This window comes from Levilactobacillus brevis (assembly GCA_021383565.1).
Lineage (GTDB): Bacteria > Bacillota > Bacilli > Lactobacillales > Lactobacillaceae > Levilactobacillus > Levilactobacillus brevis_B.
Map to the genome: position 1 here is coordinate 2026161 of CP079699.1, position 25603 is coordinate 2051763.

Annotated in this window: 17 protein-coding genes; 7 read left to right on the forward strand and 10 right to left on the reverse strand. The window is 51.8% G+C overall.

The annotated features are described in order from the left end of the window. The first annotated feature begins 14 nt into the window (after window positions 1-14). Entirely contained in the window at window positions 15-1526 is a 1512-nt protein-coding gene (locus KB236_09435) for a UDP-N-acetylmuramoyl-L-alanyl-D-glutamate--2,6-diaminopimelate ligase (protein ID UIF28750.1), read from the forward strand. Window positions 1527-1589: 63 nt separating this feature from the next. Here KB236_09435 and KB236_09440 read toward each other — a convergent pair whose 3' ends face one another. From KB236_09440 to KB236_09450, 3 genes are all read right to left on the reverse strand, one after another. Continuing rightward, window positions 1590-2483, reverse strand: a complete 894-nt coding sequence (locus tag KB236_09440; protein UIF30338.1) for an IS3 family transposase — start codon at window positions 2481-2483, stop codon at window positions 1590-1592. After that, window positions 2456-2938 carry a helix-turn-helix domain-containing protein gene (locus tag KB236_09445; GenBank protein ID UIF28751.1) on the reverse strand — a complete coding sequence of 161 codons (483 nt, stop codon included), beginning with the start codon at window positions 2936-2938 and terminating at the stop codon, window positions 2456-2458. The genes KB236_09440 and KB236_09445 overlap by 28 nt, the downstream gene beginning before the upstream one ends. Window positions 2939-3015: 77 nt before the next feature. Further along, window positions 3016-3981 (reverse strand): hypothetical protein, encoded by a 966-nt coding sequence (locus KB236_09450; GenBank protein UIF28752.1) that lies wholly within the window; start codon window positions 3979-3981, stop codon window positions 3016-3018. A 298-nt stretch (window positions 3982-4279) separates the two neighbouring features. Between KB236_09450 and KB236_09455 the strand changes: the two genes are divergently transcribed. Both KB236_09455 and KB236_09460 read left to right on the forward strand, forming a co-directional pair. Then, the gene (locus KB236_09455) at window positions 4280-5449 is read left to right on the forward strand and encodes an acetyl-CoA C-acetyltransferase (GenBank protein UIF28753.1); all 1170 of its coding nucleotides are present in this window, start codon (window positions 4280-4282) and stop codon (window positions 5447-5449) included. Window positions 5450-5508: 59 nt separating this feature from the next. After that, complete coding sequence (locus KB236_09460) at window positions 5509-5700, forward strand: hypothetical protein (GenBank protein UIF28754.1); 192 nt, start codon at window positions 5509-5511, stop codon at window positions 5698-5700. A gap of 55 nt (window positions 5701-5755) precedes the next feature. On the opposite strand, the gene addA is transcribed toward KB236_09460, so the two are convergent. After that, a complete protein-coding gene (addA, locus tag KB236_09465; protein ID UIF28755.1) occupies window positions 5756-9580 on the reverse strand; it encodes a helicase-exonuclease AddAB subunit AddA in 3825 nt (1274 codons plus the stop codon). Then, entirely contained in the window at window positions 9564-13184 is a 3621-nt protein-coding gene (locus tag KB236_09470; GenBank protein UIF28756.1) for a PD-(D/E)XK nuclease family protein, read from the reverse strand. Before KB236_09470 ends, addA begins: the two co-directional genes overlap by 17 nt. Before the next feature lie 292 nt (window positions 13185-13476). Here KB236_09470 and KB236_09475 point away from each other — a divergent pair, with 292 nt between their 5' ends. Beyond that, a complete protein-coding gene (locus KB236_09475) occupies window positions 13477-14619 on the forward strand; it encodes an ArgE/DapE family deacylase (GenBank protein ID UIF28757.1) in 1143 nt (380 codons plus the stop codon). 52 nt (window positions 14620-14671) lie between these two features. Here KB236_09475 and KB236_09480 read toward each other — a convergent pair whose 3' ends face one another. From KB236_09480 to KB236_09490, 3 genes are all read right to left on the reverse strand, one after another. Continuing rightward, complete coding sequence (locus KB236_09480) at window positions 14672-15691, reverse strand: polysaccharide deacetylase family protein (GenBank protein ID UIF28758.1); 1020 nt, start codon at window positions 15689-15691, stop codon at window positions 14672-14674. Between the two features lie 126 nt (window positions 15692-15817). Beyond that, a complete protein-coding gene (locus KB236_09485; protein ID UIF28759.1) occupies window positions 15818-16183 on the reverse strand; it encodes a hypothetical protein in 366 nt (121 codons plus the stop codon). Window positions 16184-16271: 88 nt separating this feature from the next. After that, window positions 16272-16874 (reverse strand): SDR family oxidoreductase, encoded by a 603-nt coding sequence (locus KB236_09490; protein UIF28760.1) that lies wholly within the window; start codon window positions 16872-16874, stop codon window positions 16272-16274. Between the two features lie 168 nt (window positions 16875-17042). On the opposite strand from KB236_09490, the gene KB236_09495 reads away from it, so the two are divergent. Next, window positions 17043-18026 carry an aldo/keto reductase gene (locus KB236_09495; protein ID UIF28761.1) on the forward strand — a complete coding sequence of 328 codons (984 nt, stop codon included), beginning with the start codon at window positions 17043-17045 and terminating at the stop codon, window positions 18024-18026. Window positions 18027-18242: 216 nt separating this feature from the next. Further along, window positions 18243-19544: an NCS2 family permease gene (locus KB236_09500; GenBank protein ID UIF30339.1), complete on the forward strand. Its 1302-nt coding sequence runs from the start codon at window positions 18243-18245 to the stop codon at window positions 19542-19544. A gap of 143 nt (window positions 19545-19687) precedes the next feature. On the opposite strand, the gene KB236_09505 is transcribed toward KB236_09500, so the two are convergent. Beyond that, window positions 19688-22783 (reverse strand): YfhO family protein, encoded by a 3096-nt coding sequence (locus KB236_09505; protein UIF28762.1) that lies wholly within the window; start codon window positions 22781-22783, stop codon window positions 19688-19690. Between the two features lie 258 nt (window positions 22784-23041). On the opposite strand from KB236_09505, the gene KB236_09510 reads away from it, so the two are divergent. Next, entirely contained in the window at window positions 23042-23518 is a 477-nt protein-coding gene (locus KB236_09510) for a QueT transporter family protein (protein ID UIF30340.1), read from the forward strand. A 410-nt stretch (window positions 23519-23928) separates the two neighbouring features. Here the strand turns inward: KB236_09510 and KB236_09515 are convergent, their stop codons facing one another. After that, window positions 23929-25587, reverse strand: a complete 1659-nt coding sequence (locus tag KB236_09515; protein ID UIF28763.1) for a glycoside hydrolase family 43 protein — start codon at window positions 25585-25587, stop codon at window positions 23929-23931. Window positions 25588-25603: the final 16 nt, after the last annotated feature.

A 25603-nucleotide genomic window follows, 5' to 3' on the forward strand; every position in this document is an offset into this window, starting at 1 on the left:
AAAGAGGCAATTGTATGCGCGTAAATCAGCTGATTGCTCTACTTCAAGAGCACAACCTGTATCAAGGCACAACACTGTCTGACGACGTGACGTTCGAAGGCCTAGCCTATGATTCACGCAAGGTTAGCGCCAACAGTCTCTTCGTGTGCAAGGGGTTCAACTTCTCCGTGGACTATCTTCACCAGGCCATTGAGAACGGGGCGATTTGTTATCTCGCTGAACAGGATTATCACCTAACCACGCCCGGCATCTTCGTGACCGACGTGCGTAAGGCACTGTCTCTGGCGGCACAGCTGTACTTTGGCTTTCCACAAAACGACCTGTTCGTGATTGGCTACACCGGCACCAAGGGGAAGACGACCTCCACCTATTTCACGCGAAATATCTTGGAACAGACCTTCCCACACCAAGTGGCGATGTTCTCTACAATTAATCACATCTTGGGACCCAAGCCCGAAGACCAGTTCAAGGCCCACCTGACCACGGCGGAATCGTTCGACATCTTCCGTGAGATGCGGCAGGCTGTGGAAAATGGCCAAAAGATCTTGGTCATGGAAGTCGCCTCGCAGGCCTATTTGCTGGACCGCGTTTATGGTTTGAAATTCAATGTGGGCCTGTTTCTGAATATCACGCCCGACCACATCGGAATTAATGAGCACCCCAACTTCGCCAACTATCTCTTCTGCAAGCAACAGTTGATGATTAACTCAGATAACTGCATTATTGATGCGGATATGAATCATTTTGACGACGTGTTAGCGGCGGCCAAGGTCTCCACGGCTCCCGACCATATCTTCACGTACGGCGTCAACCAGCCCGATGCGACCGTCTCACTGACCAGTGAAGCGGCCACCCTGACGGATAGCGAATTTCGCCTGACCGTGAACCATGCGCAAGACCGCTTCGCCGATTTGGCGACCACGTACAACGTCTCGGTTCCTGGCGACTTTAACCAGAGTAACGCCACCGCGGCGATTCTGGCCAGTTCACTAGCCGGCGCTCACGTGGCCGACATGCAAACAGGGTTGGCCAACACCACGATTCCCGGTCGGATGGAAGTCTTGACGACGCGCCAACACGGGACCGTCTACATTGACTACGCCCACGACTGGGGTAGCATGAACGCCCTCCTCCATTTCTTACACGCGCAGTTCCCCGATCACCAGATTAAGGTGGTTCTGGGGAGTACCGGCGATAAGGGTGAAGACCGCCGCGAAGGCTTTGCCAAGGCGCTCAACGATTACGCTAATGTTGCCTTTCTGACGACGGACGATCCCGGTCACGAGGACCCAATCGCCATCGCCAAGGAGATTGACAGCTACATTGACCACACCAAGGTGCACACCACCTTAATCCCACAACGGGAGGAAGCCATCCAACACGCCATTGCCTCCGCAACCAATGACGATCTCGTTATTCTTGCCGGCAAGGGGCAGGATGCCTACCAAAAAATTAATGGCGTCGACACCCCCTACGCAACGGACCCTGTCGTTGCTCAGGAAGCCATCGACGACCTTGAAGCTTAATTTGTATCTAAAAAGGAGATGTCCGGACCACTTGAAGTGAACCCCATAAATTGGAGTGAATTTCTAAGCTACTAATTGGCTGGCATGTTCCCGGTATTTTACCGGGGACATGCCGGCCAATTTTGTTTTTATCCGGTGGTAATTGTAATAACCTACGTATTCGGTTATTGCTGCCGCAAGCTCTTGATAACTGCTATAACTGTGATTATGAACAGTCCCTACCTTGAGAATGTGGAAAATACTCTCTGCTACGGCGTTATCAAGGCATGTGGCCTTGCGGCTCATGCTTTGAAAGACTCGAGCTTCTTTGAGAATACTGATATATCGACAGTTCTGGTACTGGAATCCTTGATCCGAGTGAATAGTCATTCGATAAGGCACTTTGGGTCTTCTTACTATAAGGCGTTCTAAGGGATCAGTGACGAATTTAACTGTTGGATGCTGACTAATTGCCCACTCAAGAATTTCTCCGTTATAAAGATCAATGTAGGCAGTGAAGTATGCACGTTCATTGACGGTCTGATGACCCCAACGCACTTCGGTGACATCAGTCACGATTTTTTGAAAAGGGCGATTGGTCTTAAAGTTGCGATTTAGACGGTTTCTAGCGATTTTACCGACAGTACCTTTATACGAGTTGTACTTCTTTGTTTGCCGTTTAAAGGCAGTGCACAATAAATTATTTTCGCGCATGATTCTCAAAACCGCCTTATGATTGACCAGTATGCCTTTATTCCTAAGTGCTAAGGTTACAGTGCGATAACCATAGTCTGGATTGTTTTGTCGAATCTTTTTGACCTCTTCAATTAACGTTGAAGAGGTGTTTTGATACTTACGATGACAAGCATCATGATAGCTACTGCTCGACATCTTGGCCGCTTTCAATACCACAACTAATTTGACGTTGAATTTACACCTTAGCTCAGTGATTAGCTGGGCTTTTTCTTGGTTTGAGATTTTTTCTGTGCTAAGGCTTCGAGTTTTTCCAAGTAGGCTACCCGAATGCGTAAAATTTCATTCTCTTCTTGAAGTTGTTTGAGTGTTTTAGAATCCTTTGATTTGCCTGTCACTTTTAAAGACCGTCCTTTGAATGGCTTCAAACGTCCCTCAATCAGCTTTCGCTCCCAATCCCATATTGTAACTGGGTTCTTTAGGCGGAAGTGGCTTGCTGTAGCTGGATATGAGGCATGATGAGTCTGTCGCCATTTGATGACTTTAATTTTAAAGGAATAGTCGTAAAAAGTCTTCTCTGAATGGTTCTCCAAGCCCGGAATACCAAACAATTTAAAATTGGCTAACCATTGATAAATGGTCGCGGAGCCTTTGATCCCATACTCTTGCATTAATTTTTGTGGCGATTTTCCTTGAAGATATTTAGTTAAGACTTGTTGTTTTATTTTAGCTGAAAACATAGTAAAACCCCTCGAGTTGGATTTACTCCAATTCGAGGGGTTCACTTCAACTTGGGTCTGGGACATCTCCTTTTGGTTTACCGTTTTTTCCGTCGGTTGCGCCGGCGTTTTTGACTGTATTTTAAGTGCTTCGCTGGCCGCTTCTTCGTCAGTTGTTGATCCGTCGTGAAAAGCGAACGGCCCATGGCGGGATGTGCGTTCAAATAGTCCTGCGTAAAGGCATCTACCGCGGCATGATCATTGGCATCAACGTTGGCCCGCCGCATGGCCGAAGCCAACTCCTCGTAGAAGCTCTCAAGTTTGGGATTGTACATGGTGACCAAGGCCGTATGATTCTTAGCGACCCAGGCCAGCAGTTGATCGGCATCCTTAAGCTGATGCTGCGTTTTCAAATAATTGAAGAGCGTGGTCAGCGCAAACGGCACCAGATTAAACAGTGCAGGAACCCGGTCTTGTTCATCCAACAGGTGAGTAAACGGCCCAAACATGATCGATGAAATTCCCGCCACATCCCAGTCAGCGGGCTGGGCTTGTTTCCCGGTAATCATGAGTTCGGCCGTTGTATGTACGATGGTCACGAAGTGCTGACGGTCCTGTTCGCTAAGGTTGGTCACTTCGGGTTGGGTTCCCATGGCTTGGAGCCACTCTTCGACCAGGGCCACGACACCCTCGTAAGCCTGCTGGGCGTCGTCGGCCGCCGCGTGTTTTTCGACCAACGCCGGCCGAGCTTGTTTCAATGCCGCCAGCAGATCCTTGAGGTTGACCGCGGCCTGCGCTTTAAAGTACGCCGTAAGCACGGGCGTCACCGCCACGTAGTAGACGTGCGGACGCTCAACCAGAGTTGGCAATGCGGCCAAGGTCCCGATGAGTTGTTGCGCGGACCACGCACCAGTTCCCAAATCGACCGTCTGCCGGGCGTGAGTCACGTCGGCCAAGATGGTCTGGGCGTATTTTTGCTGGTTGACGGATAACCGTCCTAAATGCTCCGGGGTCAAGAACTCCGTGGGTGTCATTAGTTCGGCTGATGCTTCAGTTTCTTCCATAACTACAATTCCCCTATCTGTCTTGAATTCCACCTTCCATTATAAGCGATGACCGCGCGAATGAAAAATAAGAATCGACGGGGTGGCGGACTGTGGCGCTCGCACCCGTCATTGCTACCGGTCAATTATTAATTATTATTTTAGGAATTAAATGAACTTCTAGCACATTCACAACGCGTGGCGATTCCTTAAGAAATGCCGAAATCTATGGGTAACTACGGCTGAATCCAAGACAAAATGGGTAAAGTCGGTTATATTTAAGGTTCGGAGACTTATCGGAAAAGGAGAAAGAATTTACATGGCAGAAGAAGTTGTAATTGTTAGTGCAGTGCGGACCCCGATTGGCAAGTTTGGCCGTGGGCTCCGTTCAGTTTCCGCCGTCACCCTGGGCAGTATCGCCGCGCAGGCCGCCGTCACGCGCAGTGGCCTCGATCCCGCCATGATCCAGCAGACCATCTTCGGGACGGTCTTGCAGGCCGGGGCGGGCCAGAACATCGCCCGGCAAATCGAACTCAACGTTGGCCTCCCAGAGACCAGCACCGCCATGACCATCAATCAAGTGTGCGGCTCGAGTCTCAAGGCGATCCGGCTGGGCCAAAGCGCCATCCTCATGGGAGACGCCGACGCCGTGCTAGTCGGGGGAACGGAGAGTATGAGCCAGGCGCCCTATTTGAATCATCAATCACGGTGGGGCCATAAATTCGGCGACGTGACCCTGACGGATAGTCTGACCCGCGACGGGTTGACTGACGCCTTCACCAACGTGCCCATGGGCATCACCGCGGAAAATGTGGCGGAACGCTTCAACGTCAGCCGCGAAGACCAGGACGCCTTCGCTCTGGCCTCACAACAAAAGGCCGTGCAAGCCCAAGCTAACGAACAATTCAACGACGAAATCGTGCCGGTCCCCGTGGGTAATGACCTGGTTACCCAAGACGAAGCGGTGCGGGCCAACACGTCGCTGGCTAAACTCGCAACACTTCCACCGGCCTTTCGCGAAGATGGAACCGTCACGGCAGGCAATGCCGCGGGCTTAAACGATGGTGCCGCCGCGATGGTGCTCATGCGTAAATCAGCCGCCCAGGCGGCCCACATCCCGTATTTAGCCACGCTGACGGGCTATCATGAAAACGGGATTGACCCCGACATCATGGGCTACGCGCCGGTCTACGCCATCCAAGATGTCCTCGATCAACACCACCTGCGGGTTAACGATATCGACCGCTACGAAGTCAATGAAGCCTTCGCGGCACAATCGGTGGCTGTGGCTCGCGATCTTAAATTACCCAGCGAGCGGCTCAACGTCAACGGCGGTAGTATTGCTCTTGGCCATCCCCTGGGCGCGTCCGGTACCCGCATCGTGGTCACGTTACTCCACGAACTAATTCATAGCGACAGCCACCGGGGCTTAGCGGCCATGTGCGTCGGCGGTGGCATGGGGATTGCGTTACTGATCGAACGGGATTAACCGCGGTCCAGACTCCTTTCTGGTATAATGACGACAACGATTAAAAAAGGAAGCGCGCCATGTTAACTACGGATTTCGACGTCAAACTTAAACTCATTATCTTAGCGGTCGTCGGCCTACTTGCCTTGGCCGGCGTCCTAGGTTACGTCTACCACCTCGACCACCACTTCACTCGCCGCCTCATTGGCGTGCTGGCAGTCATGGTGGTGCTGGTTTTTATTTTAATTTCACTACTCATGATTCATCAATAGCTAGAAAAGGGGTTCTCGCAATGGCCGGTTTGGCGTTGTGAGAACCCCTTTTTCATTACATTTTTAATGGTCGTGCCGGCACGGCAACCAGGTTACCCGTCGTTAAGAGATAGAGATACTGCGCCGTTACCGGTTGGCCGGTCATCTGGCTTAAGGCGGCGGCATACAGGTTCACCTGACCGCTGTACCGGTCCACAATCTTCGCGGTGCTTTGCGCCACCGCTTGGGCATTCACGTGATCGGTCTTGTAATCGAACAGAATGATCCCCGCCGTCGTTTGCAAATAGCCATCCACAATCCCGTGGACCAACACCTGCGAGTCGGCTTCCTTGAAGTCCTGAAAGAGGCTCTTGGCCGGCATCAGTAACGAGAACGGCACTTCCCGATGAAGTTGCGTCGGGTGCGCTAGGATTTGCTGCCCCAGCGGCGTGGCAAAGAATTGAAGGATCAGATCGGCCCGGACCTGTTGTGCCACCGCACTCGTCAAGACTTGGTTAGTTACCAATCGGTCAATGACGGCTTGGATGGCTGTCAAAGTCGGCGGTACGGTCACATCCAGTTGTTGGAGCACCAGATGCGTGGCCGTTCCAATTTCAGTGGGCAACGGCGCCCGCACGGTTTGCAAGAATTCCGGTCGCGCAAAATCGTGGGTGACAAACCGATTCCCGTGTTGGCCATTTCCCACCGGTTGATATTCGCCAATAGCGGCGTTATCTGGATCCTCAAATAGTCGCTTGGCTTCCGAAACGGATTGATAGGCCGTGGTCTGTGTGGCCGCCTGATGAGGATATTGGAAGTCCATAATCTGATGAAGTGTCGCCACGTCACTGTCGGTGGCCGGCGTCATCGGCGTCGCCGGCTGATTGGCCTCAAGCCAGTCGGCCGTTGCCTCCTGGGTGGTCGTAATGGCGCCCAAATCAGCGGTCGTCACGAACTGAACCTCAAAGTTTGCGGGATCACCGGCCAAAGCCGGTAAGGCGTCTCCCATCGGTTGGTCGTCCACCTTAAACTTCGCGTCACGAACCAAGCACATCCCCACCCAATCCAGGTAATTGGCCGCCGTAGACTTTTCGCGTAAGGTGGCGTTTAGAACTAGATCAGGGCTTTGAAAGGCCTGTTGCCAGGTGCTCAGCGCCTCTTCTTGCGTCTTGTGTGAGCCCACAATATAGATCTGAGATTCCGCGCGCGTCAGGGCAACGTACAGTTTTCGCATTTCTTCGGCAAGACTCGCCCGGGAAATGGCCTGCGCCGTCACCAATTTCTGCAGACTCGGCGCCTTAATCCGACTAGCGGCATCTAGGTAATCAATCCCGATACCCTGCTTGCCGCTCATGACGTAACTTCCCTGTTGGTCCTGCCGGTTGAATTGGCGCGAGGCATCCATCAGAAAGACGACGGGAAATTCCAAACCCTTGCTTCCGTGAATGGTCATCACTGAAACGACATTTTCGGCCGCCTGTACCGGTGCACCAGCTAAGTCATCGTCCCGCTCCTGCAGCCGCTCCACGAAGCGAACAAACTGGAAGAGCCCTTTGAAACTACTGTGTTCATAGCCTTGGGCCCGCTCGTACAAGGCATGCAGATTGGCCTGACGCTGCTCACCGGCTGGCATCCCCCCGACATAGTCCAAGAAACCCGTGTCCTGGTAAATGCGCCAGATCAGCGTCACCAATTGATTCTGGCGCGCAATGTCTCTGAAGGTAGTCAGCTGTTCCAAAAAGTGATTAACCTTATCGGCGAGTTCCTGCTGGAAATCACTGGCACTATCGGCCGCATAACGCTGCTGGAAATGCAGCAGGGCTTGATAATAGTCGCCCGTTCGCTGATTGATCCGTAACGCCGCCAACTGATTTTCATTCAACCCCACAATGGGCGAACGCAATACTGCGGCCAACGGAATATCCTGATAGGGATTATCAATAATCTTCAAGAGTGCCATCATAATCTGAATTTCGGTCGTCTTAAAGTAACTCTGGGCGTCATTCACAACCACGGGAATTCCAAGTCGCCGTAGCTCATCCGTGATAATCAGATTATTAGTTCGCGTGGGCGTCAGTAGTGTAATGTCCCCGTACTGCATGGGGCGAACTTCATGGGCATCCCGGTCATAGATCGGTGTCTTCGCCGCAATCAATTGCTGAATTTTCTGCCCCGCAACCAGGACTTCCCCTTGATGCTTGTTGTCGACCTGAAATTTTTCGTCCATGGCCTCCTGGTCTGAATCGGGCTGGTCCGAATCAGTCGCGTCGGCGTCATCACTCAGGTAGACCAGCAGTTCAGCCTTACTCTTCACGTCTTCGGGGTAATACGTCGCACCAAACTTGAGCTGCGCGGCACCGGTATAATCAATCTCACCCAGCTGACGGTCCATCAGTTGTTTAAAGATCAAGTTGGTAAAATCATCGACATTTTTCATGGATCGGAAATTATCGGCCAAAACGATGAGCTTACCGGCCTGCTGATCGGCCGTATAGCGGTCGGTCTTATTCATAAACAGCGTGGGGTCGGCCTGCCGGAAGCGGTAAATGGATTGTTTAACATCCCCCACCATGAACAGATTCCCGGTTGGAGCCGGTTGGGCAATCGCCGTTAAGATGGCCTCCTGCAGCCCGTTGGTATCCTGATATTCATCGACCATAATCTCGGCATACTGTTGCCGTAACTGAGCCGCTACCTGCCGCGATTGGTCCGTGTCACGCGTCAGAATTGCCAACGCCGCATGCTCCACGTCGGCAAAATCTAAGACGTGACGCCGTTGCTTTTCAGCAGCATATGCCTGGCGGAAGACCTTAACCACACGCGCTAATTCACCCACGAGTGCGCCGGACTTCTTGATGGTGGTCACCGCCAAGTCTTCGGGCTGGATGAGATATCCCTTCTGTAAGGCCGCCATTTGCTTCCGCGCCGGATCGTAGTACGTGGTCTTCAAGCGATTGTAGACGGGATAGTCTTCATTCGTTTTTCGAATGCTAGGCATCCGCCCCCAGTTAAAGTCACTGACGGCCGCTCTAAGCGCATTCCAGCTACCATGGTCCACACAGTCAAGAACGGCATTTAAGTCGCTCAAAATGGGTTGAAGATGGTCAAATTGCTTGGTGAGATTGGCCTGCTCAGCTAGTTGCTGGGCACTGGTTAAATCCGCCTTAATCTGCTGAAGCTGTTCCGTGAACAAGGGTTGGAGTTGCTCATGATAAAACGTTGTGTCGGTCAAATTGAGACTGTCCAGTTGATAGGGTGCGGTTAGGCCATCCAGCCAGCCCTCGGGATCGGCCGTGGCGTTGGCAAACGTATTGGTCCGCTGAACCAACTCGGCTAAGCCGTCATCCCCCCGGTCACCCGAAAAGTTTTCCGTTAATTGCGCAAACAGGCTGGGTTCACCCGCGGCCAAGAGGGCCCCCTTAGCCGGAGCCTGTTCTCCCGCCGCGTAGAGCTCTTCGCGGACGTCCGCCCACACCTCATCACGGAGTAAGCCATTCTCCGTTTCATCGGCTAGTAACCGGAAGACCGGATCAAAGTCAATCACGTAGTAATAATGCTGGAGAATCCGCAAACAAAAGGCATCGAGCGTACTGATGTCGGCAACCGGTAATTGATTGAGTTGCCGCAAGTAAAATTGCTGTCGCTCACTATCACCCTGACTAGCCGCTAACTCCTGCCGTAAGGCGGTTTGAATCCGATCGCGCATTTCAGCGGCCGCGGCCTTGGTAAAGGTCACAATCAACACTTCATCAATGCCTGTGCCAGCCTTAAGCTTCTCAATCACGCGCTGCACCAGCACCCGGGTCTTTCCGGAACCGGCCGAGGCCGATACCAATAGATTATGGCCAGAATCATGAATCGCCTGGTCTTGGCTAGGGGTAAAACTAAATTTTGCGCTCATTAGGGTCCTCCTTTGCTAACTCGTTTTTGATCCGCGTCATAACATCATCCTTCTTCAGCGGTGGTAAATCCCGATAGTTATTTTCGGTCAATAAGGGGTCAAACTGCATGATCGACTTGTACGGCGAATACTGTAAGGCGGTCTTGTTCTGCTCCCGTGTTGGTGCCAAATCAACCTTACCATCAAAGATTTCGTTAGCCGCTCGCTTAATCAATCCTTCCGTATGCTGAAGCAGGAGATCCAATTCGGTCGGATTCACCAGCATCTTGCTATACGAGGTGTAATTGCCCTTAACACCGCGCCGTAAACCACGGAAAAGAAGGGAACTGCCGTGATAATCTGGTGAGGCAAAGAGAGAGTCTAAGTTCTCCAGTAAGTCGGGGTCGTCGAGCAACAGCCCCTGGTACTGTTCTGCCTTTAAAAGCGCCAGCATGGGGTCATCGTCCAAGACGTCCGCTGCCCGCAGAATTGGATTTTGTAAATGCAGGTACACGGCTCCCGCCAATTCGGCTTGCTGGACATCCACCTGTGAATCGGCCAACAACTCCGGCAGGTTTTTCTTAACCGCGTCCAAGTACGTCAGCATCTGCATGGCTTGACCATAATAGGCGTCTTGATAACTGAATTTATGTTCAGAACTCTTGTAATCCACGATGCCCAGGTAGGCCTTCGGGCTGTCCTTGAGCTGCAAGGCATCCAACCGGTCAATCTGGCCACGAACCGTCACCTTGTGCTGGTCGCCGAGATCAAACGACAATGGTTCTAAGCCGTTCGGGTCTCCCAGTCCAAACTTCAATTCCATTTGTTTGGGCCGCAAATGGGTCCGACCGCTCTGTTCGCGCAAAGTCTTGGCCATCTGGCGCATCGTCTTAATCAGTTGTGCGCGGATATATCGCATCCGTGCCGACCGCTCCAGAATCGCAAATTGCGGATTAACCGTCGGGTCCAGCACCCGTTTAACCGCGTCATCCGTGAGTTCTTGTAATTGCTGATCGTCAAATTCGGCCAGGTCCAAATGCTCAGCCTTTACCTGATTCATCAACCCCTCTAGCGTGGCGTGGAAGAATTCCCCGGTGCTAGCCGGCGTCAGGTCAAAGACCTCCCGTTCCTGTAGCCGCAGGCCATACTTCAAGAAATAGGCGTACGGATTGGCATAGTACTCCTCTAGCTTTGAAATGGACGTACTGATCTTACGCCCGTATAGCTGAATAACCGTGTCCTTCGTCAACTTCGTCGGCACGTTCTTGTAGGATAAACTGCCCATCAGCCGCTGGGTTAAGCGACTATAGTTTGGATCTCGCCGGAGCATTTGCCAAACATACTGCCACGGCTTTGACAGCGCAACTTCCCGTAACTGGCCGTCGTGACTCGCCTGAACCAGATGCCGGAGAGTTGTCCGCCGTGTTCCGACAAACGGTAGGATATCCGTATCCTCGGCCGCGGGCGTGGCTGCCGCCTGAATAATTGGCAAGTTAAAATGCTGCCGAATCCGTTCAACGTAGGGTGAAATTTGCAAGCCATTGTGGTTGTCGTCGCTCGTGGCCGGATAACTGAAGATCAAGCGCTCACTACCACTCAAAAAGGCCAGGTAGTTGAGGTACGGCTCGCCCGCCAGTTGGGTCGCGGCATCGTCTCGCAAGTAACTATCCTCATCCACGGTCTGAAGCTGCTCGCTAAGGTCGTGGCGATCGTTGTCGGCTAACAAGCTCGTCGGTATCTGATCATCGGGCATCTCATCGGCCGTGGCTCCCATCAGGAAGGTCACCTTGCGATTGTTGGCCTGTACAATACCACTTTCGGTAATCGTCACCTGGTCGAGCGTGGATGGAATCTGACTGAACTTAGCTCCTTCGAAGCCAGACTGTAGCAATGCCTGAAAGTCTGGCTGCTTAAAGGCCATCGGGCCCAAGATGCTGTGACATTCGTCTAACATCTGACAGAAAGTGGCCCACGTCTGTTCCGGTTGGCCGGCACGCATCAAGTCACCATCCGCGATGGCTTGATCACGCCAAGCCATCAGCTGCGCACTCACCCCCGCGTGATCGAGGAACTGATAGAGTACTGTCGCCGCGTCCGTATACGTCTTGGCCGCCTTCAACCGGGCAAAGAATGGCGGCAAGGTATCTTTCACGAAGCGACGAATCGTATTAATCTGCTGAGACATCTGGTCATTGTGCGTCGTTTGAACCTCGTCATCTCCGGCCGAAAAGCGCAGATAAACCCAGTCGTCTTTTTGGGTCCACCAGTGCTGCCCCTCAAAGCCATTCTTTAAGACGAAATTCTCGGTCAACGCGAGTGCCTGTCGGTAGGCGGGCAACGCCATCGGTTCACCCGCCGCATCCCGTGGTAGTAGCAACTCCGACTTTAAGACACGGAAGACATCGGCATAACGATAATTCCGTCGGTCAACGTCGAAGAGTGCATTGATTAATTCCACAAAGGGATGGTCGGCCATCTGAACATCCGCATCATCAAAATACGGAATCTCTTGGGCCTTAAAGATGGGATCAATCACCGTCTGATAGTGGTCCAGATGCCGCGCCATCACCAGAAAATCTTGATAACGATATTGACCACTGGCGACCAACTGGCGAATCTGAGTCGCCACCCGAGAAACCTCCACGTACCGATTGGTGGCCTGGACGACTTGGATCGCCGTCGGCACTTGGTCTACGGGTTGTGGTTGCGGACTCATGGTATTCGAGGCTTGCCAAAACTCATCCAGCGCAACCAAATCGGCGGTCACCCGCGGCTGCTGGGTTCGTTGGTCGGTCAGCACTGGTACTGATGCTGCGCGCGCAATACTATACAGCTGATGGTAGAGCTTACCCGACTGGAAGAAGAGACTGGTGGCCTCGGGCAAGTCTTGGGGGTAACCCTTATCCAAGTTCAAGGCGACCGTAACGCTGGCTGCACGTTCAATGAGTGCGGCCGTTAATTTACGTTCCTGCGCACTTAATTGCGAGAAACCCTCAAGATAAAAATGGGCGTGGCTCAAATCCACCTTGCTGATTAAGAAATCCGCCAACTGATTCAGCAGGTCCGTATTTTCGACGTATTTGCCTAACATTTGCTGCTCAAAGGCATCGTAAATCACCATGAGATCGTGAAGCTTGGCTTGGAGATCCGCGTTCGTCGTGGATAATTTATCAATTGCCGTCATCAGATCGGCGGCCGTCACCTGACCGACCTTCAATTCCGCCAATTGTGCCGTTAATTGACTGACGAACCCCGGCCGATCCACCTCACCCCGAAAGATCGTCAATTCATCGGCATGGCTCTGAACAATTTGATAAATCAGCATATTTAATCCCGCCGTCGAAATCCGTGGGACCTGATAAATGGGTTCATTCTTCATGAAGAACCAGGCTAACCGCGTAAACGAAAAGATCTGAACCCGCGTCTGGGCAAACAACGCCTGGTCCGGCGCAATCTGGTCCTTCAATGCCGCGAGCACATCCACTTCCGTTTCAAACTTAATATGATTGGGAACTATGTAATAACATTGGTCCGTGGGCTGTGCCGTGACTTGTTGCGCCATGGCCGTCACCATGGGGGTTCGATGGTCCTGCCCCGCACTTCCCAGAATAAATTGTAGGCTCACTCTGCCAACCTCCTATTATCTCTGACTTCACTGCTCACTCATCGTATCCGCCATGAGCGGCATCATGTCCATCGTTCAACCGCTGACAACAAAAGCGACGCTTTCTTTTTAAACCAACGGGTCATCTTAACTTGATTATATTCTAGCATAGATTTAAGCAAAAGCGAACATATGTTTGCTACAAATTTTATTGTATTGGACCTCTTTCCCACAGATTAGTCGCCATCCGAAACAGACCGTGCTACACTAATATCATGATTAGAAATCAATGAGAAAGCGAGTTGTTTACCTTATGGAAGATAGCGAAAAGATTCAGATTCTCCAGCATTTAATTCAAATTAATTCCGTCAATGGTAATGAAGCCGCGGTAGCCGACTACATTCAAAAACTCTTCAACGCTCACGGCATTAGCGCGAAACAGATTCCTTATGCCCAGGGACGCAGCAACCTCGTCGCAGAGATTGGCAATCCATCGAGTGACAAGGTCTTCTCGTTGTCTGGCCATTTAGACACGGTGGCGACCGGTGACCCTGACGATTGGCAATTCGATCCCTTCGCCGCGCACATTGAAGACGGCAAACTTTACGGCCGTGGTAGCGCCGACATGAAGAGCGGCCTAGCCGGAATGGTCATTACCTTCCTCACGTTGGCCGACCAAAAAACACCACTGAACGGCCGTCTCCGGTTTATCGGTACGGTGGGCGAAGAAAATGGGGCCATGGGGTCGCGGATGTTGACCGAACAAGGTTTGGCCGACGATCTGAGCGCGATGGTCATCGGTGAACCGACGGGAGGAAACATTGTTTACGCCCACAACGGATCGCTGAACTACCACGTTTATTCCCAAGGACGGGGCGCCCACAGTTCAATGCCGGAGAAGGGCATCAACGCCGTCACGAATTTAGCGAAATACATCGCGGCCGAGGCCACAGCCTTCGACGACGCACCGGTTAGCCCAGAACTCGGGCCACTGGTTCACAGCGTGACGGTCTTTAACGGTGGCGAACAGGTCAACAGCATCCCCGCCAAGGCCGAACTCCAAGGCAACATTCGTCCGATTCCAGAGTTCGACAACGCCGCCGTCATCAAACGGCTCAACGAAATTGTCGACCGGCTCAATACCGAAAAGGACCAGCACCTGGCCTTACACGTCGACTATAGCTTCAAACCCATCATTAGTCGGCAAGACTCCCCACTGGTCCAGTTAACCAAGCGCATTGCCGACCAAGAGTTCGATCGGGAGACGCAATTACAAGTCATTCATGGCGCCACCGACGCCTCTGAGTTCACCAAATCGACGAATGACTTCCCCGTCATCGTCTACGGAGCGGGCGAGTGGAGCGAAGCCCATGCCACCAATGAGTTTGTGGACCTCGATCAATTCATTCACGTCCAGCACGTTTACCAAAAACTTGCGCAAGAATTTTTAGCCTAAATAAAACGATTGATTCTGCGATAGACGCGTGGAACCAATCGTTTTTTGATCGTTATTTACCGGCCGTGCGGTAGTCGTGCGCCCCGAAATACTGTAGACCCGGCAACGCCTGATAGTTCAGCAATTGACTGACCGTGACCAGCTTGTAGCCCTTCGCCTTGAGTCGTTTGATAATCGTCGGTGCCGCAGCGACAGACTGCGAGTGGATATCATGCATCAAAATAATATCACCACCGCGTGTATCCTTCATCACTTCATTGATATCTTTGTTCTTGTTCAGGTAAGCCCAGTCACGTGAATCCACGGACCACCGCACGATTGGCTGTTCAATCGCCCGACCCTCGGCCGCAGTGATATTGCCATAAGGTGGCCGCACGTACTGTGGTAGGATACCCGTAGCCTGATAAATTGTCCGGTTCGTCCGCGTGACTTGGTTGACCGTCTTAGCCGTTCCAATGCTATTGAAGTTGGGATGGTTCCAGGAATGATTGCCAATTTCGTTACCCCCAGCAACAACGGCCCGCGAAATCTTTGGATAGCGGCTGACATTTTGTCCCGTTTCAAAGAAGGTCGCGTGTACCTTATATTTCTTCAACGTCTTCAACAATCGTAGCGTCAAGGTCTTGTCCGGCCCATCATCAAAGGTCAACGCCACCATTTTGGTGGTCTTAACACTCTTGGTCCGGTTAGCCTTAGGCAAGTAGCGGTTCAGGACCTTCCCCTTCAGTTGGGTGTACGGAATCGTAATCTGTTTAACCTTAAACGAATTCGCTAATAAATTCATCCGCAACCCTTTAGGCGTCAACGTCGCCTTCTTGGTCATGTGCGTCGGTAATTTCACCTTATACACGGCCGTGACCTTACTACTCTTAGCCTTGGTCTGCTTTAAGATCTGCTGCCGCGCCGCCTGCCGAATGGCCGCTAAGCGGTGGGTATTTTTATTCGTCAACTGACCGAACGTAACGGTCTTATTCGTCGACTTCGCCTGTGCCGGTAGGGCGCCCATCCCCGTGACTAAAGCCAATACCGCAACTAATAGGCCTACGTGACGCCATTTTCCTTGTCGCATCATAAATCCCTCCTCAAATGTTACTCCCCTGAAACTACCTTAATTTTACCAGTTGGTCGGCAAAACTGACCACGAAACGCCTTACAAATTTGCCAATAAAAAAGCAGCCTAACGTAAACGTTAAGCCACTTAATTTTCGTCGTCATCCGGTGGATTAACGGCTTGTTTGTTTTCCTTTAAAACTTCGTTGGTATAGTATTCCAGATCGGCCAAAACGGATTCATTATTGGTCTGCTGCGCGGCCATATTTTCCGCAATCGCCCACCGTGCAAGCGCGTCAGAGATCGGCACAATGTCTTGAATGATTGTCATATCGGAATCGGCGGCGTGTTGCTCCTGAATGGCCCGGAAACTCTCGATATCCGTAATCAACCGCAGGACCTTACCCGTTCGTTTCTCAATGGATTGAAAAATAACGAAGTGGGCGCGCTGGTTCGCTTCATCCATCCGTTCTCGAATCGCTTGTAGTTGCTGATCGTCTATATTTAATGCCAATGCCTTCACCCCACTGTCCCTATTCTAACAAACAATTGCTGACAACAGGCAATAATTTACGGGCAAACGGTAATCTTTGCCCAAGATTTTAGCAAATCGCTAGGGATTGATAGTCATAACCCCCGTTGACTAGAATTTGGGCCGCAACGGTGGCGACTGTTTCACGTGAAACACGACCTGCAGGGACGGCTGCTCCCTCGGCAATAATCCGTGGCGTCGTCGCTGGTGCATCTGCTAGCGTTACCGGGCGCAGAATGGTGTAGGGAAATTCCGCTTCATCGACTAATTTTGCCGCATACCGCTGCTGGTTCAAATACTCCTTAACATCGGTAATCTCGGGATAGTCCAAATCCCCCGTGACCTCGTGATCGACCCCCGCGGTACTCAACATCACGAAACGTGTTAACACCAGGCGCTGGTGATATTGGGCGTCAAACAAGGCCTCAAAGGCTAAGTCAACATCCATCCCCGTCAACGCCGAAAAGATAACCGGTTGATCCTGCAAGGCCGCTTGATAGGTGGCCTCCTGCGTCAAATCCCCGGTCAGTTCCGTAACCTGTGCCGCTAACGCAGCGGGAATCGCTTCATCCGGGGCATGTAGTAAACGGACGGGGCCCGCCGCCTGGTCCAGCAAACGTTGCGCCACGCTTCGTCCCAGCGGATTGGCGCCAATCACTAAATAAGTTGTCATTGTTGATTTCGCTCCTTTTTTCTTTGCCTCCCAGTGTACCAGAAAGTCGCCGTCTACCGATAGTCGACTGGCAAACTTTACCGTTTTTTGCCCCCGATTTCCGGCAAAATCCAGTATAATGGAAGCGTAATTGAATCCGGTTCCACGATCTATATTAGGAGGTAAATGATGACACACACAAACGTAAAAATTGGCAAGACGGACGTTGTCGCCACACCCTTAGGCCTAGGGACGAACGCGGTCGGTGGGTACAACCTCTTTCCTAATTTGAAGGACGAAGACGGGATCAATCTGGTCAAGGCCGGGCTGAACCACGGCATCCAGCTACTGGACACGGCCTTTGTCTATGGGTTGGGCCATTCCGAAGAACTGGTGGGCCAAGCCATGCACGACTTCGACCGCCACAGTTTTGCTCTCGCCACCAAGGGCGCTCAGGACTTCTCGACCGGTGAACAGGTGATTAACAACGATCCGGCCTTCCTGACCCAGCAAGTCGAGGCCAGCTTAAAACGGTTAAACACGGATTATCTCGACATCTACTACATTCATTTCCCAGATAAGCAAACGCCTAAGGCCGAAGCCGTGGGTGCCCTCCAACGCCTGCGCGAACAGGGAAAGATTCGAGCCATCGGTGTTTCCAACTTTAGCCTCGATCAGGTTAAGGAAGCCAACGCTGACGGCTACGTGGACGTCGTCGAAGACGAATTCAGCCTGCTTCACCGGGATCACGAGGCCGACCTGATGCCATATCTACGTGACCATCAGATTAGCTTTGTTCCCTACTTCCCGCTGGCTTCGGGCCTATTAACCGGAAAGTACGATCAAGACGTCACCTTCCCTGCCGACGATATTCGCAGCCAGATCAGCGATTTCCAGGAACCCCGGTACGGACAAGCACTCAAGGCCCTTGCCCAGGTTAAACCGATTGCGGCAGCCCATCACGCCACCGTGGCACAGACCGTGTTGGCGTGGTATATGCAAAATCCACTGGTCAGTGTCGTCATCCCCGGTGCCAAGCGAGCCAGTCAGGTTGAGGCTAACGCCCAGTCATTAGACGTAACGCTCAGCTCTGCCGACTATCACACCATCGACGACGCCTTTGCGGGCTTTAAAACCACGGCTAACGGCAAGTCGTTGGCCGATCCAGACTAAACCTTTAGAACTCATCCGATCAAAGTAGTGGTGCTGTTGGCGCCACTGCTTTTTTATTTACGAACTTTATATTTATAAATTAATTTCTAATTCGTGATTGCAATCGTTTAAAAATGATGTTAAGCTCTTTTAGTAGTGATTAGAGAGAGAAACCCGAACGATATGTGTGAACGTTCGGGTTTAATATGTTTTAAGGGAGCGCATAAGATGCAGAGAATTGCCAAGTTTTTTCAGTTTGAGGAATTAGGAACCAACTATAAAACAGAAATTTTAGCCGGGATTACGACCTTCGTGTCAATGGCCTATATCCTGTTCGTGAACCCCCAGGTATTAGGCGCTTCCGGCATCAGTCAGGGGGCGGTCTTCACCGCCACGGCCTTTGCTTCCGCCTTCGGGTGTGCCCTGATGGGAATTCTGGCCAACTACCCCATCGCCATTTCCGCAAGTCTAGGGATTAACGCCTTCTTCGCCTACTCCGTCGTCATCGGGATGAAGGTCCCTTGGCAAACGGCCCTCGCCGGTGTCTTCGTGGCCTCGATTCTCTTCATGATTTTAACGGCCTTCAAGTTGCGGGAAAAAGTCGTTGACGCCATTCCCCGTGATCTGAAAATGGCCATCAGTGCCGGAATTGGACTATTCATTGCCTTTATCGGCCTGAGCCAAGGCGGTCTGGTAGCTGCCGACAAATCCACGGTGGTCACACTGGGCTCCTTGCAAGTCGGGAGCACCTGGCTAACCATCTTCGGTTTACTGGTCACTTTAATTCTGATGAGTGCCAAGGTTCCCGGTGCCATCTTCATCGGGATGGTTGCCAACTCCATCTTAGGGTTGATCACCGGATTGATTCCCATGCCCGCACACATCGTTGCCGGCATTCCTAGCATTAGTTCCACGTTTATGGTGGGCTTAACGCACGTTGGTAGCATCAATTCCCTACAGCTAATCGTCGTCGTATTGACCTTCCTGCTGGTGACCTTCTTCGACACGACCGGGACCTTGGTCGGGTTAGCCGAACAGGCTGGCTTGGTCAAGAACAACAAGATTCCGCGTATCGGTAAAGCCCTGATGGCCGATTCGACCACGATGGTTGCCGGTTCCTTACTGGGAACGTCTCCAATGGGGGCCTTCGTCGAGTCTTCCGCCGGGATTGCGGTGGGTGGTCGTTCCGGCTTCACTGCCATCGTCACGGCGATTCTGTTCGTGCTGGGGGCCTTCTTCTCCCCACTGCTGGCCGTGGTAACCAACCAAGTGACGGCACCAGCCTTGATTATCGTCGGGGTGCTGATGGCCCAATCTTTGAAGAATATTCACTGGGAAAAGTTTGAGGTAGCCGCCCCAGCCTTTCTAATTGTCCTGGGCATGCCCCTGACCTACAGTATTTCCGATGGGATTGCCTTAGGATTTATCACCTACCCACTGACCATGATTGCCGCCAAGCGCGGCAAGGAAGTTGGCCCGATGATGTACGGTTTAGCCGTCGTCTTCATCCTCTTCTTGTGGATCTTAAATGCCGACTAAGCAATCAAAATAAGCGCGTTGAACGCGGTCTCTCAATGAGGACCGGTTCAACGCGCTTTTCGTTTGCTCATATTTTTTTGAAATATAACCCGGGTTAATCTCAAAATTCTCTGAAAATTTCCCGGGTTATCATGACCTGCAATTTAGTGCCGCCGTTGCGGATGATGCCACCATCGCCAGCTTCCAGCAACGATTAGGCTGACCAGTCCCACGGCCGATAACCAACTTCCCAGAATAAAGCCCGGGGTATGGTAGGTTAACTGAATGTGGTGTACCCCAGCCGGTAACCGGGCGCCGACGAAGCCATCATTCACCCGTTGCGTATTTGTTTTCCGGCCATCAACCTTCAACTGCCAGCCAGTGGAATAAGGAATCGAGGTCGTCATGACACTCGTCTGGTCCGTCGTCAGATTCCCCGTCACGCGATTGGCACTCACCGTCGCGTTCTGTAGGCCGCGACGTTGAATGGCGTGAATCTGGCGGTCGTACGTCGGACGGTACGGCATCGCGACGAGCTTAACGGACTTGAAATCAATCTGCCGGGTCGCGTTAAAGGTGATGTCAATCGTCTGTCGCCGTTGTTTGGAATAACCCAGATTCAAGAGCATGCGATGCTTGGGTTCATAGTCCGAGAGATTATCAATCCCGAATTGTGAAAAACTATTGGTGGCATTCCGGGTCTTGGCCTTAATCCAGTAGTCGCCCATATCGGGATTCCGCACGGCCGCCCGCCAATCATTGAACTTGGTCAAATTCGACCGCGGTGTATTGCCCAAGATACTCGTATTATCCTGATCCTTCAGTTGATCGGCGGTCGTCAACCGTTGCGCGCTAATACCATCCAAGACCAAATACAACTCCGTTCCCTGGGCCTGCTTGGGCCGCTTAAGGGTTAACGTGTATTTGAGCTGATGACCCTGAACATCGCTGGTTAGTTGCCGCAGGCCATGTTGGTTCGCCGTTTGGGTATCCTGTAAGACCTGTTGGTTCGCCGTCAAAACGCGGTCCAACGCCGTGCGATTCCGGTTCAGTTGGACTTGTTGTGCATACTTTTTAACCATCTTCTGGCTGATGAGGCCCTGCTGATCAACGGTAAGATCTGGCAATTTCACAGAGTTTCCGTAGAGATCGACCTGCTTATCGTTCAGCCCCTTCTTCTGGCCGGCCAACGACTGTTGTAGGCGATACTGAACGACTTTATTGGGACTATCCAATACCGGTACCGCGTCAGCCGCCACGGTATAACTCAAGTTACGGGCCGGTGAATGATACGTCGCCGATTGCACCCCGGCCATTTTACGAGACGTCACGGCAGCCTGCGTCAGACTGCGCTCACGATCGACACTCGACAAGCGCCGCCATTGTTGCTCCGTCAAGGCTTGCGGCTGACTATAGACCAGCGGCAAGGCTAACGAAGTCGTTAGCTTCTGCGTGCCTTCCCCGTTGGATAACCCATAAACCGCCTGCTCTGGAAAGACTTTCTTCTCAGCGTGATAACCGTAGGGCAACGCCCCATGATTGGCGACTTGATCCTCACGCGCGAAGATCGTCTTAACACCTAACACATGGTTCAACGTCGACCGATCATCCCCCTGACCCACGGGCGAATTCATGGCGTAGGCCGAGTTTTGAATATCACGGTTAAATTTCCCCACCGCCCCATTTTGAACAGAGAAATAAGACATTACTCCGTGCAGGCCGTGAGCCATTTCCATATTGTTCCCCACCGTTCGAAAGAGGTTAAAGTATGGTGACGTGTTAACTCGGGAGAAGGTCTGCTCATCTTTGACCGACCGATCGGCACCATCATAGTAATCCTGAATATAGCGGGTCGCATCCCCCTTGCGTAGTTGCTGGGTGGCCTGTTGGCTGGTATTGGGATTGTAATACCCCCAGGCATTGTTGATGAGATTCAACCCTACCAAGACGCTCACCAGCGTCAGGGTCACGCGAGCAGGCTGCTGCGCACTTCCGACTAACACCACCGTTGTGGCGAGCAATAACCCATACGTAATCAGGTTGCGGGCCGGATTACTGAAGACGAAACCATTGCTAAGATACACGACGGCTAGTAACGCCGCCGTACCACCAGTTAGCCACCACCGATCCACTTGGGTGAGGACCGTTACGTGATCCAGCAACACCATGGTCGCTAGGCTAAAGGGAACGGTGGCCAGCAGTAGCCACCGATTCGAAGGCGTCGACAAGACATTGAAGAAGGCCGCTACCGCGGGAAAGGCGAGGCCGATGGCGATTAACACCAGCGTCCCGGCTAACGGCCGATATTTTCGCCAATGAACTAGCGTGTAGACACAACCGAGAAAGGAAAATCCTGTCATCCCCAGGACCGCCCAGTAGCTCAAGGCGTTCCCCGTGGTCAAAACGGCATTGCCCAGCTTGAGGTAGTAGCTGAGTGGATAGAGCCACAGACCGTTAGCGAAGATAGTCCCGGTACGTGTGGAGTCTAGCATCATCAGAATGGAGGGTAATAATAAAATTCCCGCCAGTAGAATCCCCGTAACCGCAGCCAGTAGCAATCGTCCAACCAACCGACCGCGTTTAACGGTCACGACTCCTCGCTCCCGTAACGTCCAGTAATGGATGACCGCATAGATCAGACTCCCCAATCCCAATATGTATGCAAAATAAAAGTTGCTGAGGATGGTCAGCCCCGTCAGGACACCTAGCGCCGCCCACCCCTTGCCCCGCAGAACCCGATCGATTCCCCAAAACAGTAGCGGCAACCAAATCATGGGCATGATGAAGAAAGGATGGTGGACGCCAATCATCAAAGCATACCCGGCAAAAGCGTACGTGAGCGCCCCGAGTAGCTGACTGAATGGCCGAAAGGTATAACAGCGGGCCCAAAGCAAGAAGGCCAGACCAGAGGCATACAGCCTGAGAATGATGAACCACCCATACCCGGCTTCCATGAGATGCGTGGGCAATAACGCTAGCAAATACGCAAAGGGATCACCCAGAACGTAGTACGCCAGCGTCGTGAGCTTATCTGCCCCTAGCCCAAACGTCCAGGACCACCCCGTCACGCCGGCTAGGCCACCCTTGGCTAACAGCCGATGAAATTCTAACATTAACGGATAATGCTGGGTCACACCATCCATATTCCAAATCAACGTGCGATTAGCCATCACAAATACCCCAAAGCTAAACGCCGCAATCACCATGAACGCTGCGGTATACAGCACCCACAACGGCCACCGGTGGTTTGCGATTTTCATGATGAGACCTCCAGTAAATTTCGAAATTAAGGATTCACGAATGAACCACTATGCTTCCAATTTACAAACCTACGCGGGCGGTGTCAATCATTCTCGGCAAACGATACGGCATTGTAATGTTTCATGTGAAACAAGTTTTGCCAAACCCGCCAAATTGCGGTAATCTTACAACAGCGTCAAAAATCGAATCATTAGCAAAGGAAGGAATTTCTCGTGAATTCTAAGAAAAGTTTTCTAGGCATCGATGGCACCCGTGGCATGGTGCTAGCGGCCCTAGTTGCTGCACTCTACGTCGTTGTCACGACGGTCTTGGCGGCCTTTAGCTTTGGTGTGGTGCAAGTCCGGCTATCCGAGATGTTCAATCATCTGGTAAGCTTCAACAAGCGCTATATCGCTGCCGTCACGCTAGGCGTCTTCATTGCCAACGTTATCGCGTCACCGTTGGGTATTTTAGACATTGCAACCGGGACCCTGCAAACTTTACTGGCCCTACTGGTCATGTACGGGCTAAGCCGCGTGGTCCACAATCGCATTGCCCAAATGGCCCTGAACACGGTGGTCGCCGTCTTCTTTATGTGCATGATTGCCTGGGAGATTGCGATCGTTGCGCAGACGGCTTTCTGGCCGACTTTCTGGGCCAACTGGTTGTCAATCGGTATTGGCGAACTGGCCAGTATGATTGTTGGTGGGATTATCGTCTTTTTGCTTAGTCTCAAGATTGATTTCACCAAGTAGTCTTCAAAATCCTCTGGCACTCATCTAAATGGTGGGCCGCCAGAGGATTTTTGCTCATCTCGCCCTTTTCGATTCGCTGATCTCAGCCTACCAGATGGCACCGTCACGACCTAAACAAACGACTTGCGATTAATTTAACCCTCTATTCATCCGCCGAAACGACCACTTATGGGGCGGCAACATCCTCGCTTTCTCCTAACCACTCCTGTAAAGTCAAAACTAACCTTAAACGACAGAAAAAGTCCCACCGATTGCTCGATGGGACTTTCGCTACATATTCCATACTTTTTCTGTTGCTAGCGCCAGGTTAAGCGCCGGTGAACTGACCGCCGTGGCGGCCTCAATCCAGTTCAGCGTCTCTTATTCTCAGCGCCATCATCATACACCCTACTACGGGAGCTGCCAATCAATTAGCTTTCAGAGACTAACTGACTTTCTGAAGAAACTTTATCTGGCAGTTCTTGGTAATCGAAGTGATCAAACGTTGCGGTTTGGCCGTAACCGGCATAGTCGACGGCGTACAGTCCAACGAAGGCCCCCGTGAAGAAACCACCGGAAGTTTGCAGAACGTAGTCGTCAGAGAGAATGGCAGCATCCAGTTCAACCGGAACCGTTTCCCACTTCTTACCGTCGAATGAGTATTCGTAAGTGTATGACTGCTTGCGAACCTTCGTCCGGAACCAAACATATTCCGTACCTTCAGGAATGGCAATTGCGTCATCTTTCAGGTAAGACGTGTAGTTGTTGTTGTCATTTTGGGCAACTTCGATGACGTGGCCCTTCTTCTCATCCCAAGTAATGAAGATGGAAGAATAGTGCTTGTCGTTGTAGAAGTTAGCCAAGCCGGCCATTTGTTGATACGTAAATGGATCGAATTTGACCTTCGTTTCTGCATCGAAGTTGAAGGCTTGCCAACGACGAGCAACATAGGAAACATCGAAGGTGCTGGATAAGGATTGGTTACCCACTAACTTCAATTCACCGTTGCCAACCGTTCCCAATTTCTTGGTAAATGGTTGCCGTAAGGTGTTCCAGTTCAAGTCTAATTCTGGTTTGTCGAATTCGTCGTGTTGCGAGTGATCCTTAGGGGCTTTCGTTAAGATGGCATCCTTAGGGGCTTCAACCTCAACTTGGCCACCATGACCGCCGACAACGCGTGGCCAGCCAGCATCGTCCCATTCAACCTTTTGAATAGACGTTTCCCGGCCAAGTGTACTCCACCCGCGAGGATCATAAGCGGATTCGTTCTTGTGGTTCCAAGGACGAGAGACCAATGAAGCGTAGTACCATTCGCCACCTGGCGTGTTAACCAGAGCACCATGACCTTGCTTCTGTAAGTAGAAGTCCGGCGTGTCCATGTTGGTGATGAATGGACCATCTGGTTCGCTTTCGAAGGATAACTTGTCAAGCGTCTTGGAACGTGCAACCACTTCTTGGTGAGTAAAGACTGTCCCACCTTGGGCAGCGAACAGGTAGTAATACCCATTGATCTTGTACAGATGTGGCCCTTCAACCAATTTAACATCGGTCCCATTATACAGGTTCCGTGCCGTTTCTGGCTTCAATTGCATCGTATCCGTATCGAATTCAGTCAAGGTAATCCCGTCAAATGGGTGGTGGTATTCACGGTGATCCCAGGTTTGTTGAACCAGGTACTTGCGACCGTCATCATCGTGGAAGAGGGAAGCATCGAACCCAACACCGTTAACTCTGATTGGATCGGTCCATGGTCCCCGGATATCCGTCGCCGTCGTCAAGTAGTTGGTCATGTCCTTGAAAGGACCATCCGTAATCTTAACATCGGTGTAAATCAACCAAAACTTACCGTCAGCGTAGCTCAGATCTGGTGCCCAAATCCCACCAGAAGCTGGGTTACCAACCATGTCCAGCAATTTCGTCGTGGATAGCGGTGAAGGTAACAAGTTCCAGTGAACCATGTCCTTGGATTCATGCAGCCGAACACCAGGGAACCATTCAAACGTTGAGTTCGCAATGTAATACGTGTCATCAACCCGAATCATGCTAGGATCCGCGTTAAAACCAGGTAAAACGGGGTTTTGAATCTTCATAAAAGAATCTTCCTTT